At 57.4% G+C, this 19,658-nt stretch carries 13 protein-coding genes; 7 read left to right on the top strand and 6 right to left on the bottom strand.

What is annotated here, in order from left to right; all coding sequences use genetic code 11:
- The first annotated feature begins 58 nt into the window (after positions 1 to 58).
- The 4 genes from CCHOA_RS03635 to CCHOA_RS03650 all read left to right on the top strand — a co-directional run bounded on the left by CCHOA_RS03635 (position 59) and on the right by CCHOA_RS03650 (position 6,599).
- The gene (locus tag CCHOA_RS03635; protein WP_245992236.1) at positions 59 to 1,717 is read left to right on the top strand and encodes a dipeptide ABC transporter ATP-binding protein; all 1,659 of its coding nucleotides are present in this window, start codon (positions 59 to 61) and stop codon (positions 1,715 to 1,717) included.
- A gap of 843 nt (positions 1,718 to 2,560) precedes the next feature.
- Positions 2,561 to 3,199 (top strand): ECF transporter S component, encoded by a 639-nt coding sequence (locus tag CCHOA_RS03640; protein WP_123926990.1) that lies wholly within the window; start codon positions 2,561 to 2,563, stop codon positions 3,197 to 3,199.
- 762 nt (positions 3,200 to 3,961) lie between these two features.
- The gene (locus CCHOA_RS03645; protein WP_123926992.1) at positions 3,962 to 5,611 is read left to right on the top strand and encodes an ABC transporter ATP-binding protein; all 1,650 of its coding nucleotides are present in this window, start codon (positions 3,962 to 3,964) and stop codon (positions 5,609 to 5,611) included.
- Between the two features lie 94 nt (positions 5,612 to 5,705).
- A complete protein-coding gene (locus CCHOA_RS03650; protein ID WP_245992191.1) occupies positions 5,706 to 6,599 on the top strand; it encodes an energy-coupling factor transporter transmembrane component T family protein in 894 nt (297 codons plus the stop codon).
- Positions 6,600 to 7,004: 405 nt separating this feature from the next.
- On the opposite strand, the gene CCHOA_RS03655 is transcribed toward CCHOA_RS03650, so the two are convergent.
- Both CCHOA_RS03655 and CCHOA_RS03660 read right to left on the bottom strand, forming a co-directional pair.
- A complete protein-coding gene (locus CCHOA_RS03655) occupies positions 7,005 to 8,312 on the bottom strand; it encodes an MFS transporter (RefSeq protein ID WP_245992237.1) in 1,308 nt (435 codons plus the stop codon).
- A gap of 375 nt (positions 8,313 to 8,687) precedes the next feature.
- Positions 8,688 to 9,551 (bottom strand): trypsin-like serine protease, encoded by an 864-nt coding sequence (locus CCHOA_RS03660; protein ID WP_123926996.1) that lies wholly within the window; start codon positions 9,549 to 9,551, stop codon positions 8,688 to 8,690.
- A 244-nt stretch (positions 9,552 to 9,795) separates the two neighbouring features.
- Here CCHOA_RS03660 and CCHOA_RS03665 point away from each other — a divergent pair, with 244 nt between their 5' ends.
- The gene (locus CCHOA_RS03665) at positions 9,796 to 10,077 is read left to right on the top strand and encodes a hypothetical protein (RefSeq protein ID WP_123926998.1); all 282 of its coding nucleotides are present in this window, start codon (positions 9,796 to 9,798) and stop codon (positions 10,075 to 10,077) included.
- 14 nt (positions 10,078 to 10,091) lie between these two features.
- On the opposite strand, the gene CCHOA_RS03670 is transcribed toward CCHOA_RS03665, so the two are convergent.
- The 3 genes from CCHOA_RS03670 to CCHOA_RS03680 all read right to left on the bottom strand — a co-directional run bounded on the left by CCHOA_RS03670 (position 10,092) and on the right by CCHOA_RS03680 (position 13,045).
- Positions 10,092 to 10,940 carry a formate/nitrite transporter family protein gene (locus CCHOA_RS03670; protein ID WP_164472374.1) on the bottom strand — a complete coding sequence of 283 codons (849 nt, stop codon included), beginning with the start codon at positions 10,938 to 10,940 and terminating at the stop codon, positions 10,092 to 10,094.
- 609 nt (positions 10,941 to 11,549) lie between these two features.
- Entirely contained in the window at positions 11,550 to 12,092 is a 543-nt protein-coding gene (locus CCHOA_RS03675) for a ribonuclease FAU-1 family protein (protein WP_123930763.1), read from the bottom strand.
- Between the two features lie 218 nt (positions 12,093 to 12,310).
- Positions 12,311 to 13,045: an Rv1157c family protein gene (locus CCHOA_RS03680; protein WP_245992192.1), complete on the bottom strand. Its 735-nt coding sequence runs from the start codon at positions 13,043 to 13,045 to the stop codon at positions 12,311 to 12,313.
- Positions 13,046 to 13,874: 829 nt separating this feature from the next.
- Between CCHOA_RS03680 and CCHOA_RS10625 the strand changes: the two genes are divergently transcribed.
- Together CCHOA_RS10625 and typA are read left to right on the top strand one after the other, a co-directional pair.
- A complete protein-coding gene (locus tag CCHOA_RS10625; RefSeq protein WP_164472375.1) occupies positions 13,875 to 14,027 on the top strand; it encodes a hypothetical protein in 153 nt (50 codons plus the stop codon).
- Positions 14,028 to 14,637: 610 nt separating this feature from the next.
- The gene (gene typA, locus CCHOA_RS03685) at positions 14,638 to 16,554 is read left to right on the top strand and encodes a translational GTPase TypA (RefSeq protein WP_123927002.1); all 1,917 of its coding nucleotides are present in this window, start codon (positions 14,638 to 14,640) and stop codon (positions 16,552 to 16,554) included.
- A 553-nt stretch (positions 16,555 to 17,107) separates the two neighbouring features.
- Here typA and CCHOA_RS03690 read toward each other — a convergent pair.
- Positions 17,108 to 19,144, bottom strand: coding sequence for an OPT family oligopeptide transporter (locus tag CCHOA_RS03690; protein ID WP_123927004.1), 2,037 nt, complete (start codon positions 19,142 to 19,144; stop codon positions 17,108 to 17,110).
- Between the last annotated feature and the right edge of the window lie 514 nt (positions 19,145 to 19,658).

Consider the following 19,658-nt stretch of genomic DNA (forward strand, 5'->3'; position numbering starts at 1 on the left):
ACAGCCCGCTGCGGCATCACCAACAGGATCCCCCACAGCGCAGGAACCACTGGTTGTCATGCGCGACGTTAATGTGGAATTCACCTCCTCGACGGGGACGGTGCATGCTGTCCGCGACGTCAACCTCACCATCTATCCTGGCCAGTCGGTGGCTATTGTTGGCGAATCCGGTTCCGGGAAATCCACCACTGCAATGGCGTTGATCGGACTCTTGCCTGGTACCGGGAAGGTCACCTCCGGGTCGATCAAGTTCCAGGGCCAAGAGATCGCCGGTGCCGATGAACGCACCATGGTGAAATTGCGGGGTGCTGAAATCGGTCTCGTGCCGCAAGACCCGATGAGTAACCTCAACCCGGTGTGGCGTATCGGCACCCAGATCGCAGAATCCTTACGTGCCAACAATATTGACACCAGCGGCAATACCGATGCGGCAGTTGCTGAACTGCTTGGCCATGCGGGTCTTCCCGATGCCAAGCGGCGGGCGAAACAGTATCCGCACGAGTTTTCCGGCGGTATGCGCCAGCGGGCATTGATCGCCATGGGATTGGCTGCGAAACCATCGCTGCTCATCGCCGACGAGCCGACCAGTGCCCTTGATGTGACCGTGCAAAAACAGATCCTTGATCATCTTGGTGATCTCACCAAGGAGCTGGGCACTGCAGTGCTGTTTATCACCCACGATCTGGGGTTGGCTGCGGAACGCGCCGAACATCTCATTGTCATGCACCGCGGCCGCATCGTCGAATCTGGTCCTTCCCTGGAGATTCTTCGCGACCCGCAGCATCCATACACGAAACGACTCGTGCAGGCTGCGCCATCGCTGGCAAGTGCCCGGATCACCACAGCCCTGCGGGAGGGGAAAACCACCGAGGATGTGTTCACCCACCATGACGGGCTGGACAGCCGTGAGGATGTGATTCGGGTCGAGCATTTAACCAAACAGTTCCCCATTCGTGGGGCGAAAGGCGCCAAATCGCAGGTCACCGCCGTCGACGATGTGTCGTTTTCACTGGTGCAAGGCACCACCTTGGCGCTGGTTGGCGAATCCGGGTCGGGGAAGTCCACTGTCGCCAATATGGTGCTCAACCTGTTGGAACCCACCAGCGGCAACATTTTCTACAAGGGCACCGATTTAACGACCCTTGGCCGGGAAGAACTCTTCGCGATGCGACGCAACCTGCAGGTTGTTTTCCAAAACCCGTATGGTTCCCTCGATCCGATGTATTCGATCTATCGCTGTATCGAAGAACCATTAGCGGTGCACCGGATTGGCAACAAAAAATCCCGGCAGACCCGGGTTGCTGAACTGCTCGATATGGTGGCGATGCCCCGCTCGGCGATGCGTCGCTATCCCAATGAGCTTTCCGGCGGACAGCGGCAGCGCATCGCTATCGCCCGGGCGTTGGCGCTCAACCCGGAAGTGTTAGTCCTCGACGAGGCGGTCAGCGCGTTGGATGTGCTGGTGCAGCATCAGATCCTGCAGCTCCTAGCCGAGCTTCAGGACGAACTTGACCTGTCGTATCTGTTTATCACCCATGATTTAGCGGTGGTGCGGCAAACCGCCGACGAGGTCATTGTTATGCAGCAGGGCAAACTGGTTGAACGCGGCACAACTGCTGAGCTGTTTGATCATCCACAACAGGAATACACCGCCAACCTGATTAACTCGGTTCCTGGTTTGGGTATTGATTTGTGGTCAGCTGACTCCAGCGTTTAGCAGCCATCGCGACTGTTCCCGCGGCAAACTAGCATAACCTTTCAAAACCGCATCCCATGGTCAGCCTGGGATGCGGTTTTGCTGTGTTTTTTGACCTATCTGCGGGTGAGACTTGTATTGGGGTGGAGAACGCGACACCGATTACCACCCCCGGATTGCTAGCGGATTGCCCAGGACAAAGAACAACAGCCGAATGAAAAAGGTGGGAAGCAGACCGCTGGCACTTGGGATCTCCTCCGGTGCGGCAGACAGCGAGACACCACAGCCCACGTGTTGGGTGAGCCATCAACCTGACAAAACGGACGCGTACGTGGTGTACTTCGATGCCGAGTTGGCTGCAGCTGCAACACCATAAACCAAGGGATGCAGCAGCATGACTCTGATAATTGTCGACGGCGGTGCCTGGCGCGGTAGGGAGCACACCACCGAGGGAGCAGACCCAAAAAAGGGCAGCAGCGTGCGAATGTGAGGAGGAAAACCTCCCAAATGCTGCAAAGGTTTGATGTATAGTTCAACTGTCCCACGGGAGCTTGGAGCTTAACCGCAGTGCAGCTTCGCCAATCCTTGGATTCCCCGCCGACCAGCAGCGTCAATGCGGGGCATACATCTTAGGACTGCAAGCGTGAACACATCATCGCGGTTACCACCAGGCTGAGACACTGCAGTGGCATCACCACATTGCAGCAAACCTGCTCACCTGCAGCACCTCTTTGCAGCGTTGCCCAGCAACGGTTGCATCGTGTGGCGGGGAAGCAGCACAAGCGCAATATCACCGATGAGTCGCAGTGACCGTAACCACCTGATCCGGGTAATACCGGCGAGAGGGAGAGAGTCTCACCACCCATGTCTACACCCACCTATTCATCATCATCCGCGGCAACGCCAACTGTTTCCCGTACTCCAGCATTACGCTGGACTGTTGCCGATATTCTCATCGCTACCGTGCTCGGTATCGCCGCAGGACTGATTTTCTGGGTTTATAACGGTCCTGGATATGCCTGGTATGAAGCATTCAACGCCATCACCCCAGGACTCGGTGGGCTGGCCACCGGGCCGTGGCTCTTTGCTGCTGTGCTCGGCGCGTTAGCAATCCGCAAACCAGGGGCAGCGATCTACTGTGAAGTCGTCGCCGCAAGTGTTTCCGCAGGTCTTGGTAACAACTGGGGTATTGCCACCCTATACTCGGGGATTGCCCAAGGCATTGGTGCCGAACTCATCATCTTGGCGTTCCTGTATCGCCGCTTTGGGTTGGCAGTGGCAGCACTAGCCGGTGCTGGTGCCGGCTTGGGGGCTTGGACCCTCGAGTTCTTTATGGGTAACGCTGCGAAAACCGTGCAGTTCAACGTCACCTATCTGGTGTGCAACCTGATTAGCGGCCTGCTGATTGCCGGTGTGCTCACCTTCTTTATTACCCGGGCATTGGTTGCCGCTGGTGCACTCGACCGGGTGCGTGCTGGCCGCGATAACACGGTGCGAGTCTAACCTGGCAGCCGGTTGAGCCTCATCGGCGCTGGTTGGCAACCACCTTGTGCTATATCGACCCAGTGGGGTGTTGCCGGATGCGGCGCAATTCTTCCGCTGGTGACGTGAGAAAAGCGCTGAAGCTGCCACACAAATAGCAGTAACGTGCAGCACGAATCGCAGATGGGCGCCACGTGAAAAGCCGCTTCGGATAATGGCGAAATGCGCCTAGAGCAGTGACCATCGTTGCAAGATTGCATATTGCAGCCTGTACTAGGTGCAACGCAACCACCCGAGCAGCTTGCGCCGCACTAAACAGCCCCCTTGCCGCGGTCAGTCAGATCATCGCCTGCTCACCGCTGAAATCCCACCATTTCCCACCGCTGATATCGCACCAATTGCCACGATTGCCATGACTTCTGCTATTCGGCGAGCATTCGCCCCACACTGGCGGGCGCGCCGGGGAACTGCTGAGGGCACCTTATGGCTGTGGGTTCCACTTGCCGGGTGCCTGTAGTTGTTGGCGGCGCAAAGCAAGTGTTGCCCGGTAGTTACGCGGTGGATTCGCCCCCTGCCACCAACGCTTACCGATCCATAGTGAACAATGTGATGCTAGTGGTTCGGTGGGCCTCGGTGTGTATGGGTTGCTGTTCCGGGTGATTGTGTTGTTGTTTTTTTCAACAAGGTTCGGCTTTCGGCCGGCTGCACACTTGTTCTGCGCGGCGGGATGGAGGCTGTTTCCCTGTTCGTTCTCGTCTGCTGCTGACATTTTGTAAGGATCCGATGTTGCATCAAACCCACGCCACTGGCGGTGCCAGTATTGTTGCCCGCGACTTGTATTTTCGGCATGCCAGCAGGAAAGACCCTACCTTTGCGGGGGTGAATCTGGATATTGCGGCAGGCAGTCGGGTGATGCTCCTTGGGGCAAGCGGTGCCGGGAAATCGACCCTGCTTGCTGCTTTAGCGGGCCTTGTCGGTGATGACGATGCCGGCGAATTGCGGGGGGAGGTGCTGATCGAAGGTGTCGATCCGCGGGTCGAAAAAGGTCGTGTCGGCATGGTGCTGCAGGATCCCGATTCGCAGGTGATTGCCCACCGGGTGGGTGATGATGTCATCTTCGGATTAGAGAATCTGCAGGTGCCCCGCGAACACATGTGGCAGCGTGCCCGGTGGGCGCTGGATGTGGTCGGGTTGGATTTGCCGCTTGATCATCCCACGGCGAAGCTCTCTGGGGGGCAAAAACAGCGCCTAGCCCTGGCTGGGGTGTTAGCGATGGGGGCACAGGTAATTTTGCTTGATGAACCCACCGCCAATGTGGATCCGGCCGGTGTCGTCGAGATCAAAGCAGCCGTGGAACATGCAATTGCTGCAACTGGTGCCACATTGATCGTTGTTGAGCATCGAGTGGATACATGGATTGATGTTATCGACCAGGTGGTGGTGGTTGGCTTGGATGACACTGCTAACCAAGGAAGACCGGCACCGCCCTGCCCGGTTGTGCAAGGCCCGCCGGAGGAAATCTTTCACCGCTATGGGGCGGCGTTACTAGCTGCTGGAGTGTGGCTGCCGCAGGCGATGGTCAACCCTGATCACTGCACCGCCGATACGCCACCGCCGGCAAGTGTGCAACAGCCCGCCCAGCCCGTTCACCGGGGTGGCGCTCCCCAGGGCGATGCTGCAATTGATGCTGGTGTTGCTGTTGATCAGTGGGCGATCCGCACCGATGATCTGTTGGTGGGTTGGGATAGTGATACACCAATCGGGATGCCGCATAATCTGTTGATCCCGGCCGGGCAATCGACCGTGATCACCGGGAACAATGGCAGCGGAAAAACGACGCTGATGCTCACCTTGGCGGGGCTGCTGCCACCACTTGCCGGGCGGGTGGAATATCACTCGGCGATCGCTGATGATTCCCACCGTGCGCCGCACACGTGGGATTCGGCCACCCTTGCCCGCCGGGTTGGTTATGTGTTTCAGGATCCTGAGCAGCAGTTTATGGCACGCACTGTGGCTGACGAACTCGCCTTGTCGGCGAAAATTATTGGTCGCAGCACCCGGTCGCTGCTAGACCGGATCACCGGCCGGTATCGCAGTGTTTCTTTAACCGAGCAGGAACAGCATCGGGTAAACACCTTGTTGACCGGGTTGCGGCTTGACCATTTAGCCAAGGCAAACCCGTTTACCCTCTCCGGCGGACAGAAACGTCGCCTTTCGGTGGCTTCTGCGCTGGTCAACACCCCGGCAGTGCTGTTTTTAGATGAGCCAACGTTCGGTCAAGATCGCACCACCTTTTACGAACTAGTGCAGCTTATTGAACAGCTCGTGGCCACAGGGTGCACGGTAGTGTCGATTACCCACGATGAACAGTATGTTGACCGGTTGGGGCAGCATCATGTCCATCTTCCTGACCGGTCGGGGCAACAATCATGACCTGCCAAAGAGAAGCCGAGATTCAGGGGCTGCTGCGGGGCACGCTTGCTGGGGTGCAGACAAAGAAACCATGGTTCGGGTGGAAGGAAAACCAGTGAGTGACAATCACGATGAGCACAGCTTTGCTGCGGCAATACCGCCGTTTGCGTTACCGGCCAAGCAGCGCATGCTGCTGCTTGATCGCGATGTGGCGGGGCTTGATCGGGCGCAACTAGGGGCACCGAATCCGCCCGGATCATGGCTCAATGTGGTGCAGCCAGTCAGCCGTATTGCGGCGTTAGCCGTGGTGACGACCCCATTGTTTCTCTCAGTGGATGTGGTTTCGGCGGCTGTTGGGGTGCTCAATGTGGTGCTATTGGCACTGGTGTGCCGGTATTCATTGCGGCGACTTCTGCAACAGTCTTGGCCGGTGTTGGTTGCGATCCCGTTTTCGGCGATCTCTATGGCACTGTATGGCAAACCGGAAGGGCACGCCTATTTCACCTGGGGGTGGATTCATATCACCGACAATTCGCTGCAGCTTGCATTAGCGATTAGTTTGCGTATTTTGGCGGTGGCGCTGCCAGCAGTGTTGCTTATTCGGGATATTAACCCCACCGAGCTGGGGGACGGGTTAGCGCAATGCTGGAAACTTCCTGCCCGGTTTGTTCTAGGGGCGGTTGCCGGGTTCCGGTTGGCCAGCCTTTTTGCTAAAGATTGGCAGGGGTTAGCACGCTCCCGGCGGGCACGCGGCCTCGGGGAGAATAACAAGATTGCCAAATTTTTCACCATGCTGTTTGCACTGTTGGTGATTGCGTTGCGTCGCGGTGGGAAACTTGCAACAGCGATGGAAGCTCGTGGCTTTGGGGCGTATCCGCAGCGCACCTGGGGTCGGCAAGCCACCCTGACTTGGCGGGATTGGCGGCTAATCGGGTTGTGTGCGGCCATGTCCACCGGTGCGATCCTGGTTGCTGTTTTCACCGGCTCCTTCCGGTTCCTTGGCGCATAGCGAGCGGAACGTATTCTTCGTTCCTGTAGCTCAAACTCGGCAGCCGGTGGATGAGGTCATCACGACGGTGATGGTTTCACGCCTGCCAGCCGGTTCGCCAACCCAGCCCTCGGCAGCAAAGGGTATGCCGATCCATGGAACCAACGTTTGGCGCCGTAGAGCCTGCCGAGGACACCGGGGTGTATCCGCCCGATGGTGTAGTTGTCGCTTGCCGTGTCATCGCAGTGGCAGGAAGACACCCGCTGCGGAGGTATTGCCTGCAGTGATTATTACGTTGACTTGTCGGTGATACCTGGTTGGGCAGTGGCACTGGTGTTGCTGCAGTGGCACTGGTGTGTGCAGTAGCGCTGATGCCACAGCTTAGCTGTTTCAAGCGGTCTGCCTGAGTGTTTGCAGTGCTGGCTGTTAGGCGATGGTTTTTCCGCGCTGTTCAGGAAGCAGTAGCGCAGCCACACTGGCAATCACAAAGGCGGCGGCGAACACGACAAACAGCCCACCGCGGGGGATGAGCGGCACTGCCAGTGGTGCAATAATTGAGGCGATGCGCCCCACAGCAGCGGCTTGACCGGTTCCGGTGGATCGTAAATGGGTGGGATACAACTCTGGCCCAATCGCGTAGAGTGCACCCCAGGCGCCAAGATTACACAGTGACAGCAGCGAACCCGCGGCGATAATCTGCCAGTCGGCGCTGGATAGGGCGAACAGTCCGGCGGCGATCGCCGATCCGATAAGCATTGCGGCAAGGGTTGGCCGCCGCCCCCACCGTTCAATCGCAAACGCCGCAAGAGCGTAGCCAGGAAGCTGCGCGAAGGTCATAATCAGGGTGAAGCTAAACGACTTCACTAAGGTAAACCCGTCCGCGTGCAGCAGCGCTGGCAGCCACAAAAAGGCACCATAGTAGGCAAAGTTGAGACAAAGCCACACGGTCCACAGCGCTATGGTGCGGCGGCGTAAAGCCGGGGCAAAAATGGAAGCCGCACCGGCCACAGTGCTGTCGGTGTCCACCGCAATAGTGGTTTTCGGCTGACTGCTGATGCGCGACAAGGGTGGGGATTTCTCCAGTTGGCGAACAACTCCCTCCGCGGCCGCATGGTTGCCGGTGGTTTCTAAGAAACGAACCGACTCCGGGAGGGTGCGGCGCACCACTACGGCATATACTGCCGGGATACAGCCGATGACAAAAGCCCACCGCCAGCCGGAGTCGAAGGTGCCCACCACAAAGCGTCCAATGAGTGCGGCCGCAATCCAGCCGAGAGCCCAAAACGCTTCGAGCAGAACTACCATGCGGCCGCGGAAGCGTAGCGGGGCAAATTCGGACACATAGGTAGACGCCACCGGCAACTCAGCGCCAAGCCCAAGACCCACAATAAAACGCAGCACAATAAGGACTGCAAGACCACCGGCGGCAGCCGATGCGCCAGTGGCGATCCCGTAAACCAGCAGGGTGGCCGCGAAAATAGTGCGCCGACCGTATTTGTCGGCAAGTAACCCACCAAGAGAAGCCCCAATGGCCATCCCCACAAAACCGATAGCAGCCAGCCACGAAGTTTCAGTAGGGCTTAATCCCCAATGGGCGATCAGGGCGGCCATGATAAAACTCATCAGGCCAATGTCCATGGCGTCCATTGCCCAGCCCAGCCCGGAGGTCACCACAATTTTTGCATGTGCTTTAGTAACTGGCAGTTCGTCGAGTCGTGCAGTTCTCGTCGACACGGTAGTTTCCCCTTCGTTGCCGCTGGTAGCCAAGCTCACCAAACCTGTTGCGGCCAAAGTAATATACGTTTCACCAACGACGCGGCCACCACAGCACCACTCACAAGTGGCAGTGGCGATCACGCGGTGACAGTGCACCATAGTGTAGGGGGTCACTGAAATCGCCGGGCGAGTTTTCCAGCAATGCCATGTGCACCGTGGAAGCTACCACGGGTCACCCCACCCTAGTTGAGGGGTAGTACACATGATTGGGTGCATAGCAAGCAGCACCCCGGCCTGGTGTCACACAATGACAGCGATCAGGCGCAAGGGTGCTGTGTTGGCGGTTGCACACTAGGTTCGCCGCCTCACGTTGTAATCCGGCAGGTGTACGAATTAGCTCGACAACCCTGGGATTGGGAAATATGGCAATTGCGGGAAGAAGCCGCGCACCATATCCCCGAGCGTTGGAGCCGGTGGCGGTGGGGCATAGGTGGGGGAGACATTATTGTCGATCAACGGCGATGGGGCGCCTTGTTCCGCCCACACCACTGCATCCGAGTTCCGGCGAATCCAGTCAAGATGCTCCGCGACAGGGGTGTACCAGCCGATGGTGCCTTCCACCGAGTTACCCGCACCGGCATTCGACATCGACAACACACCGGCAAGACCGCCGCCGACAAACAGCGGACCGCCCGAGTCACCGCGCTGAATCCGGCCCCGATCCATAAACGTTTCAATCAGGATGAGATCGGGTTCCGGGGAAGGAACATGGAACACGCGACGCTGCACCGACACGGTGGATGCTTGGACGGGCAGCAGCGGATTATTACCACTGACACCCCAGCCCACAATGTCGCCGCGCATACCGGAGCCAAGATGCAGCCCGGAAACCGGCACCGGGGGACGGCTGGAGGGCTCGTTGAGTCGCACTAGGGCAAGATCAGCCGACGGATGCAGAATCACATCACGGGCATAGCGCAATTCCCCATCATGCTCACGCCCAATCGAGATACGGGAATATCGCCCATGGCCGATGCAATGTTTCGCAGTAAGCAGCGTGGTCGGGGAGATCAAAGTGGCGGTACATGCCATGTCCCCGATCTGTGTGCGCGCCGAAGATGCGGAAGTGGCGGTAAACGGTGCATCATAGGCGTTGATTAACGCGTCTGCAGTTGGCGTGGACATTGCCAACGTCCCCGCTGTGAGCAGTGCTGCAGCGGATCGGACTATGCGGGAAGAGGAAAGCTTCAAGGTCACGGGGCTTTCTTGAACACAATAAGGGGAAGGGACAAAAGCTCACCCCACGGCTGCTGGGATGTCACCGTGAAAGAATCAAGGTAGGGCTGCACCCTACCGTTGCACATATTGCTCATCGGTGGAAATGATGACCATCAGCGGGGTGATGAACTGTTGTCCAATCTACCTCACCAGTCACAGCAATTGCGAACACCCAGGGACTTTCCAGTATTTGTTCAGCAAGTAAATCCAAAGTATCGACACTGTGCCTGTAGTCCGCAGCCGCCCGATGCTTGCCGTCTTTCCCGGCACCCCTGGTAGGACACATCGCCAGCCGGTGTTAGCGGTGTGCATCGCGAAGGGTGTTGAACATTTGATCTCATGTTTGCGCGGTGGGGCAGCAGTCACCAACCGCCAGGAGACCGATGCGGCCAACAAGGACACCTGCAGTGGTGTTGGAAAGTCGCTGTCCTGGTCAGCGCCCCGACTTATCGGTGATGATCTTCAGCCGCTGGTTTCGGCACTGCTTGTGGTGTGGTGGGGGTAGAAGATGCGGCCTTGTTACAACTGATCGGCGGTTTCAGATTCCACCTTCGCGCCATCCGCGGAGTCGCGATGGCGAATCGACTGGGAGCGCTGGAGCGATTTAAAACGGATAAACCGGAAGGAACTGACCAGCAGCAGCCCGCCGACCAGGTTCGCTAACGCCACCCACCACACAAATGCTGCCCAGGCGCCGAGGGTGATCCCTGGTGCATCCACCATCAAGCCGCCGAAGATAAACAGGGTATCCAAAATGGAGTGGATAATACCGGTGGCTGACAGCAAGAAGCCGCCGACTGCACTGGCAAGCACCTTTGGCATGGTTTCTTCGGAATGTTGATGCATCCGGGTGACCAAGGTGAGGATCATTCCGCCGAGTGCTGCCCGCACAAAATGCTCACCGTCGAGTGGCATCTCTGCATAGTGGAGCGCTTTCTCCATGAGATAGTTGTGCATATTTGGATAGCCGATCGCCAGCAGCCACATAATGATCGCGGCGCCAATAATGTTGCCGATAAACGTCATCGACCAGAACTTCAGCAGAGACCAAATCGACTTCTTACCGGCAACCACCGCAGAAACAGGAACGAGGAAGCCTTCGGTAAACAGCTCAGAGTGGGCAAGAAAAATAATGATCAAACCGATGGCGAAGGCGAGCGAGCCAAGCATTTTGCTGCCGGTGGCTTCATAGACGGAAAACTCCGCGAGCAAACCAATACCGATCTCGAGGGAACCCATAATGCCCGTGATTGCAAGCACGAGTGGTGACCGGGAGAGGCGGGTAATTCCTTCATTGATTTGATTAGCTGTCGCTTCTGAGATCTCATCGTCGATCACTGGGCTGTGATCAAGCTGGGATGAAGACACTGGTTGGGCTCCTCGTACTAGCAAATGGTGTGATGATTGAGGGGGAAAGTAACCTGTGAGCGTACTGGAGAAAGCCCAAACGAGCCACTTGGTCAGTGCGCTGTAGCAATTCCCCTCGGCGTGTCCTGCAGCACCAAGGTGAATACAGCACCTTGCCTACGGCGATGACAGCAACCATTTCTGGTATCGACAAAATGCTTGCCTTGTTATCGACAGATATTTGTCTGCGGTGGTTCTTTCACCGCCTGTATCGGTGTGGTGAGGGCGTAGCTCCAGTGGGACGATCCCACGTCGGCGGTGTTTACCACCGGCATTATGTGTGCCTCGACAGCTATAATCAGCTGCGCCAATTATCTGCAATGCCTGGTACAGGGGTAGTTGACCAGTGTGCACACACAAAGCTGCCGCCGCAGGGGTGCAGCTGCCGGTGAACAGTCTTGCGCAAGGGTGGATGGGGAGACGACACGTTGTAGGCAGCAGCGTTGGCTGCCTGCTTCCTGGTGGTGATTGATCGGCCGAACCAGGAGTTATTGCTTGGTCGCAGGATTGATACACCATTTCCCGCTGGGGAATGTGAGACCCGGGGTGGGCAGAGAAATAAAGGGCGGGTTAGACGCCGACTTCGGCAAAGTCGAGTGAATCGGGATCAGCCCATTCGAGGGCAACTCCGCGGGTCGCTAACCATTTCATTGCATCGTCCCCGTGGCGGGTGATGCCTTCGACAGCTGCCAGGGTGGTTTCGATCGCATGTTCTGCATCTTCAGCGCTGATATACCCGGCAGAGGTGGCGGCGGAAAGCTCATCGATGTCGAGTACTTCAATGGGCTGCCCGGTGGTAGAGACCAGATCAACGTAGAGGTCGCGGGTTTTCCACACCCCGTCTTCGTTGGTGATGTCTACCACATCAAAGTAGAAGTCTTGGGATACCTCGACACCGTCGCGGAAGTGGAAAATATTGGCGCGAATCCCGAGTGCAGGAAGGAGCCAGGATTCGAGGTAACCAAACTTTGGGTGGGTTGCTTTGCGCGCCATATAAAGCCCAAAGTCGGTGGTTTTGAATACATCGACGAGACGCCGGTAACCCTTGGGATCGACATTGGTGCCGTCGATAGGGTGAAAGGTTTCTTCTTTGACTGGATGCAGATCAGTCATCGGGACTTCTTTCTCTGGAGGGTTTCGTCGGGCGGTGATCTCACGAGAGAGTGGCAACGAGTTGCCAGCATTGTTTGCGTTAGCAACGCCGTACAGGAGGTGCACAGTTTTGGTTGCCTGCGAGATACACCTTTCGTATCGGGATGGTTACGAATTTGTTACACAAGGTTGCTAGGTGCAGCGCTGTGGGTTTTGCTATCTGGACGGTTGGGATGAAGTTATGGAACGGTCACCATGCCTATGCTGGGGAAGTAGTGGCAGCGGGTGGTTTGCTGGCCGTCTTGGGTGATCACCGGTCCATCAACGATTGCAATGACCCGGCCTGATCCGGTGGCGGCATCGGCCACAACAGTGGCCGGACCTTGCGGATTCACGCCGGTGTTGCGCAGCGGTGTTGAGCCGATCTTGCCGGTGTTGAGATTGATCCAATGCACCCGCATGCCACCGGTTTGATCGGTGGCTGCGGCGGCGGTTCCCAAGGCGGTAAACACAAATGCGGTATGCCCCGGTGCTACTCCGGGAAGGGGAAGTGAGGCAGGTCCTGGAACCGCAATAGCGGTACCAATGCTGGTTAATTCCCCACCGATGCACCGATCAGCTGCAGTGGGCCAGCCAAATTGGGTGAATTGTGGAGCGTTTTCTGGCAGTGGTGGACCGCCTTCACCGGTTCCGGCAAAGAAGTCAGCAGCTGCCAGGAGTTTGGTACGAGTGGACTGTGGCACTCCTGGTAGTGCGGCGGCGGCACGGATTTGTGCCAATACTTCCGGCGTGGGGCGACCAAGTGGATCTAGCAGTGGTTGACCAGCTAATGGGGCAACCACTGAGGATAGGGCCGGAAATAGTTCGCTGGAGGTGGCAGCAGCCGGCTGTGGGGCGGCTGCTACCGGGCCGAACGAAGCGGTGAATGCCGCTGTTGCCGCCAGGATTGCGGTGATCACTCGTCGTCGTTGCACGTTGTTCCTTTGCGCCAAATTGACTGCACACGCTGTAGTGCGGCTGTGCTGTTGATAGCTGTCAGCAGCATCCCATCATCATGAACATCTGCGCCTGCCGGATGGTGTGGCGAAGTGTTGATCCTGGCTAATTGCCGGTGCTTTGCGATATCTGCAACAGCGGTCAATGTGCGCGGAACAACACTGGGTGTGTCATGGGTGGAATGCCTGCGGGTATATCTGCAGCACTGCCTGGTGTGTTACCCAGCAGCTGTTGCCGGTGGAGCTACTACAACTCGTCAAGAACAACAGTCAGTACTCGTCGCATCGCTACCGTTGAGCACCGTGCCGGGCTGGGAGACCGTGGCAGAAACTGCCACATCTGACACAATAGTGCGTCTGAACCTCAGAAGAAAACAAATTTCTCTAATAACACTTACGTAACTTTCGTAACTTTGGAGTGTGCTGCACTAGTGGGGGGGACTGGTGCTAGGTCCAAGATTGGGAAAGGGCATCCGCATCTTCATAGGCGAACAATCGCATAGTGACCGCAGCGTGCCTCGGAGCAGCGAGCTTGGGTGCCCCGGCTGAGCAGCCACTTCCCTCCGGTCAGCTAGGCGGGCGATATTCGCGGTAGAGGCCTTCCTCGGCGGGGGATCGGTAATCTGGTAAAAATGGTTCGTTTTCCCGGCACGAGCTGTGGATTTGGGGGTGTTCCGTCAAAGGGTTGCCCGCGCAGGACAACAAGAGGGCACAACATGCTGTGCGGCGAGTACTGAATAGGCCTCGCTGCAACCACGGCGGACAAACTCGGTAGGGAACGCACAGACGATATGGGTGATATGGAGGCATGTCTCAACCCGCCCGCGGGATGGGTGCGATGCTGCTGCGGGTGTGGTTTACGTTGGCTGAAGTAGGTGCCGCGGGCATGGGGAAAAACCGTGCCCAAGATGGCAAAAATACCGGTGCCGCGCCACAAAATTCGCTTAGCCGTTCACACTGATCGGTACACCGCCGAGATGCGGCGGAGGAGCTGTATCGAGTTGAGGTGACCCCCAGGGGATAGTGCTTGTCATCAGGGCTGCGCATCTGGTGTCGAGAGGTGCGTTCGTTGCGCACTTGTGGACTCATGCGGCAGGTTGCACTGGTACAGCTAGCTGCGGATATTGGGGGTGAAATCGTCGTCAGCGGCACGATAGGGGTACGCTTAGCCGGTGGATCCACCCACCCTGCACCCTGTTGCAGGGCAATTCCGTTGCCTAAAATACCGCCACCTGGCAAAACAAAGACCGGATTACTTTGGCTGCGTCTTGCCACCACGGTATGGCTTCGCACCTGTTTCACCCTTGTTGGCAGACTGTTGATCGTTGCATCGGGTTTCCAAGGCGCAAGCTGATCATCTCACGCGAACCCGGGTATCCCGCCGCTTTGACGAGTTGGCGGGCATTGAACTGGAAGTTCGCTGTAAACACCATCAGGTGTCAGCGTGCGTCGTTATATATCCGGAAGTTTGCTAAAAGGTCAGTTGCCTGCAAGACCAGGCGAAGCTGGCGGTGGGCCTACGGTTTTCGTTCGTATTTCTTTATCTTTTCACCAGGAGTTGTGAAAGCACTGTGACTCATCCTGAATTTCGTAACGTCGCGATTGTCGCCCACGTTGACCATGGCAAAACCACCCTTGTTGACGCTATGCTGCGCCAGTCAGGGGCGTTTGATGACCATGCGGAACTGGTCGACCGCGTCATGGACTCTGGTGATTTGGAAAAGGAAAAAGGCATCACCATCCTGGCGAAGAACACCGCCATTCACCGCAAAGGTGCCGGCAAAGATGGCCGCGATTTGGTGATCAACGTCATCGACACCCCGGGTCACGCTGACTTCGGTGGTGAGGTGGAACGTGCCTTGTCGATGGTTGACGGGGTCGTGCTGCTCGTTGATGCTTCCGAAGGTCCCCTTCCGCAGACCCGTTTCGTGCTGGGCAAGGCACTGGCTGCGAAAATGCCGGTGATCATTGTGGTCAACAAGACTGACCGTCCCGATGCCCGCATTGAGGAAGTGGTTGATGAATCCCATGATCTGCTGCTCGAGCTAGCCTCCACGCTGGAGGATGAAGAAGCAGCCGCTGCTGCTGAAAACCTCCTTGATCTGCCGGTGCTATACGCCTCCGGCCGGGAAGGGAAAGCGTCGACGGAAAATCCCGGCAATGGCAATGTGCCGGCGGCGGAAGATCTGCAGGCACTCTTTGATGTGCTCTACGATGTGCTGCCGGAGCCTTCCGTGGAACTCGACGCGCCGCTGCAGGCACATGTCACCAACTTGGACTCGTCGTCCTTCCTGGGACGTATCGGCCTGGTGCGGGTCCATGCTGGCACCTTGAAAAAGGGTCAGCAGGTTGCTTGGATTCACTACGACGAAGATGGCAATCAGCATATAAAAAATGTCAAGATTGCGGAATTGCTGCGCACGGTCGGGGTTGATCGGCAACCAGCACAGGAAGTCATCGCCGGCGATATTGCGGCTATCAGCGGTATTGACGAAGTGATGATTGGCGACACGTTGGCAGATGTCAACGATCCTCGGCCACTGCCGCGAATCACCGTCGACGAGCCGGCGATCGCCATGACCATTGGGGTGAATACTTCCCCGATGGCCGGTCGCGGTGGTGGCAAGAAACTTACTGCCCGCCTGGTCAAGGCACGTCTGGATCAGGAACTGATCGGTAACGTCTCGATTAAGGTGTTGCCCACCGAACGCCCTGATGCGTGGGAGGTGCAAGGCCGCGGCGAGATGGCGCTGTCGGTGTTGGTGGAAACCATGCGTCGGGAAGGTTTCGAGCTCACTGTGGGTAAGCCACAGGTGGTGACGAAAACTATCGACGGGAAAGTGCATGAGCCTTTCGAGCACATGGTGATCGACATCCCAGCGGAGCATCAGGGTGCTGTCACCCAGCTGATGGCTGCCCGGCAGGGACGGATGCTGAGCATGGACAACACCGGCACCGACTGGGTGCGAATGGAATACCGGGTTCCTGCCCGCGGGTTGATCGGTTTCCGGACCACCTTTATGACGGAGACCCGCGGCACTGGTATCGCCAACCATTATTCCGATGGCTACGACCTGTGGGCCGGGGAGATCAAGGATCGGGCGACCGGCTCGTTGGTTGCTGACCGTACCGGCCAAATCACTGCCTACGCCTTGCAGCAGCTTGCTGATCGTGGTTCCTTCTTCGTGGAACCTGGTTTCCAGGCCTATGAAGGCATGGTGGTTGGTGCGAACAACCGCGATGAAGACATGGACATCAACATCACCCGGGAAAAGAAACTCACCAACATGCGCTCGGCAACGGCCGATGCCACGGTGACCTTGGCGAAGGCAAAGGTGCTTTCGTTGGAAGAAGCCATGGAGTTCTGTGGCGCTGACGAGTGTGTGGAAGTCACCCCAGATGTGATCCGGGTACGCAAAGTGATCTTGTCTGCCACTGAACGTGGACGTGCCCGTTCCCGTGAAAAGCAGCGCAACAAGAACGCGTAAGCAACGTTTCCATCTGCTTGGAGGCATGCTCGCCGGGATCAGGCACTGATCCGGCGGGCAACCGTTGCGCCTGCCAGCACGGTAGGAGAGCAAGCGGGATGATCTCCTCTGCAGCCTGCTAACCGCCAATACAGAAGCCTTCCACCGGCAACGTCGATGTTTTTCCATCGTGCCTGCCGCCAGTGGAAGGCTTTTGTGTTGCAATGCTGGGAATCCCTCAACCCCATTATCTGAAGTGCTCGTTGTCGACGCAGAGGCAGCTGCTGGCGCGCAAACCCCTGAGAAACCACACCCCCTGATACACCACTGTGGGCTACACAGTGCTGCACCAGGGGGTGAAGTCATTCCCGGCCAACTTCTCACCAGCCGCGGCAGTGTTCTACGCGCCGAGTTGGTGCGTACTGGCTACCGTCGATGATTCCGGTTATTGTCGGGGAGTTGACCTGGTGTCCCCGCCGCGTATGGTGTGCAAGCAACACTGCCTTGCAGCGGGGGATCACAACCGGGTGTTGGTGGGGTGAGTCACTACCAGTTGGTGGTGACTGTTGATGGTTTACAGGCCGGCGGCTTGTTCCCGTTGTGCCGGGGGTGGAGTGGCAGCTGCTGTGCGCACTGCCAAGTTTTTCACCCACAGGTAGCAGCCGATGATCAGCCCGGCAAACAGGATAAAGCCTGCCCAGTTGGCGATGGTGGCCGGATAGGAGTCGCCGACGACGGCCAGTGGATCACCATTACCGGTGGCGGCAATGATCCCGGCGTAGAGCACACCAAAAAGCGATTCACCAACGATCAAACCAGTGGCCATGAGCACGCCGAGGCGTTTCATCAGCTCCGGATGGGTGCCTTTCGCTGCCCACTTGTCATAGAACACACCGATCGTCGCACCAATCGGCACAATCAGCGTCAACGACACCGGCAGATACATCCCCATGCCGACGGCAAGAGGTGGCAGCTGCTTCGACTTGGTGGTTTTCCGCAACACTTCATCGATCACAATGATGACAGCACCGATTGCTGCCCCCATGCCGATCAGTGACCAGTCCAGTGAATCAGAGAAAATACCTTGTGCCACAGACGACAGCAGTGCCGCCTGTGGGGCGGCGAGGGCGTCCGCACCGGCACCTTCCATACCCACGAAACCGAACCCGGTGTACATCAGCTGCAGGACAGGGGGAATAATCGCCGCCCCAAAGAGCACACCGAGCATCAACGCAACCTGCTGTTTCCACGGGGTAGCCCCGACCAGTTGACCAGTTTTCAAGTCTTGCAAGTTGTCGTTCGAGATCGTGGCAATACCGAATACCACCGCCGAGGTAAACAGTGTGTAGGCGATCAGGCCGTCAGCATTGTCGGCATTTCCGCCGCCGGTGACGACTTTGATCAACAGGGCGGCGGAAATCACGACAATAATGCCCACCCCAGAGATGGGGGAGTTCGACGCCCCGATAAGACCGGCCATGTAGCCGCAAATTGCAGCCACCAGCAGTCCGACAAGAAGTACATACACAATCGACAGGGCAATCAGCGCACCGGTGTGGTGTACCAGCGGGGTGTCTTTGACAAATAGCCACAGCAGCAGGCCGATTGGCAGCATGGAGGCGATAGTTACCCCCACAACGACTGTGAACGGCAGGTCGCGTTCTTGCAAAGGCACCGTCGAACCAGCTTGCCGTGACCGGGAGGATGCTAAGGATTCCCGCATTCCGGAGACGATAGGGCCGATAATTTTCACCAAGGTCCACACGGCAGCAATAGCCATTGTGCCGGCACCAATAAACCGCACATCCGAGGAGAAGGTGGATCCGACAATATCGGAAACATCTGCACCGGCGGACAGGCTGGAGACTTCATCGGCGGTAAAGATCGGCAGCAGCACCCCGTAGGAGATGAGCAAACCAACAATCATCGCCGCACCAACGCCTAAGCCCACCAGGTGACCGACACCGATGAGTGCCAGCGACAGGGAGGAGCCGATCATAGTGGCACCACCGCCGAAGCGGAATGCATTCGAAAGCGAACCGGCAGCGAGTTTCATCGCGGCGATAAGCCCCATTCCGGCGGAGGCTAAAGCGCCCACGATAATGGTGTGCAGTCCTGCTTTGTTCTCTGCGACGGAACCTTGCGCGTCACCAACTTTGAGTACTTCTGCTGCCGCAACACCTTCCGGATAGGGCAGGTCAGAGCCGGTGACCAGCGCCCGGCGCAAAGGAATGGAATAGGTGACGCCGAGAATGCCGCCGATCGCGCAGACAAACGCGGTTTCCCAATAGGAGAAACCTGTCCACCAGCCGATCATCACCAAACCGGGCAGCACGAAAATAATTGCCGAAAGGGTACCTGCCGCCGAAGCGATGGTCTGCACAATGTTGTTCTCCATAATGGAGTGGTTTTTAAACCGGCGCAGCACCGCCATGGAAATCACAGCAGCAGGAATAGAGGTGGCAAACGTTAAGCCCACTTTCAGGCCAAGATAAATATTTGCGGCGGTAAACACCAGGGTGATCAGTCCGCCGAGCAGCACACCGCGGAGGGTGAGCTCTTTAAGAGCGGAATTCGCCTGCTGGGGTGCCGCAGGAGTCGTAGTAGTCATGAGGGGAGTAGAGCCCGTCCTTTTCGGTTGTACATCCATGCCATGGCGCATGCGAATGCGTCCACTGACTGTGTGCACCAAACTGGGGAAGCGTAAGCCCTGCGTATTGCGGTGCGGTGTCGAACAACCATCGCAGTACCTAGACCTGGATGTCGCTGCCACAATTTGGCCATGCCGGGCTGTCGTGTCCAAGCATCGCTGCAGCAGAGTGGAATGGTGATCCCAGGTTGCGCTCTACGTTTCTTTTGCCGGTGCACAAGATAACTGCAACATTGTTCCCCGGTGTTGCAGGACAAATCAAATAGTAGGCACAGGAAATTGCAGGTAGTCGTTGCAATGTGGCCGGTACTCTCACCGTAGATGAAGCAATAGTTATCCCGGATAAGCTGCGCAAAAGCAGGTGGGAAAGTATTGCGATTCGCCCCTCCCATTGCCCATTATGATCGCCGTCACACCCATGGGTTGGTCTTCTGAACCCGCTGCAGGACATAGCTGTCACAGCTTTGTTTACTCT

Origin of the sequence: Corynebacterium choanae (genome assembly GCF_003813965.1) — a bacterium.
Taxonomy (GTDB): domain Bacteria; phylum Actinomycetota; class Actinomycetes; order Mycobacteriales; family Mycobacteriaceae; genus Corynebacterium; species Corynebacterium choanae.

Excerpts from the sequence above, each read along its gene's own strand:
- CCHOA_RS03690 (WP_123927004.1), bottom strand. The coding sequence starts at position 19,144 with ATGACTACTACGACTCCTGCGGCACCCCAGCAGGCGAATTCCGCTCTT.
- CCHOA_RS03675 (WP_123930763.1), bottom strand. The coding sequence starts at position 12,092 with ATGACTGATCTGCATCCAGTCAAAGAAGAAACCTTTCACCCTATCGAC.
- CCHOA_RS03640 (WP_123926990.1), top strand. The coding sequence starts at position 2,561 with ATGTCTACACCCACCTATTCATCATCATCCGCGGCAACGCCAACTGTT.
- CCHOA_RS03635 (WP_245992236.1), top strand. The coding sequence starts at position 59 with ATGCGCGACGTTAATGTGGAATTCACCTCCTCGACGGGGACGGTGCAT.
- CCHOA_RS03645 (WP_123926992.1), top strand. The coding sequence starts at position 3,962 with ATGTTGCATCAAACCCACGCCACTGGCGGTGCCAGTATTGTTGCCCGC.
- CCHOA_RS10625 (WP_164472375.1), top strand. The coding sequence starts at position 13,875 with ATGTCTCAACCCGCCCGCGGGATGGGTGCGATGCTGCTGCGGGTGTGG.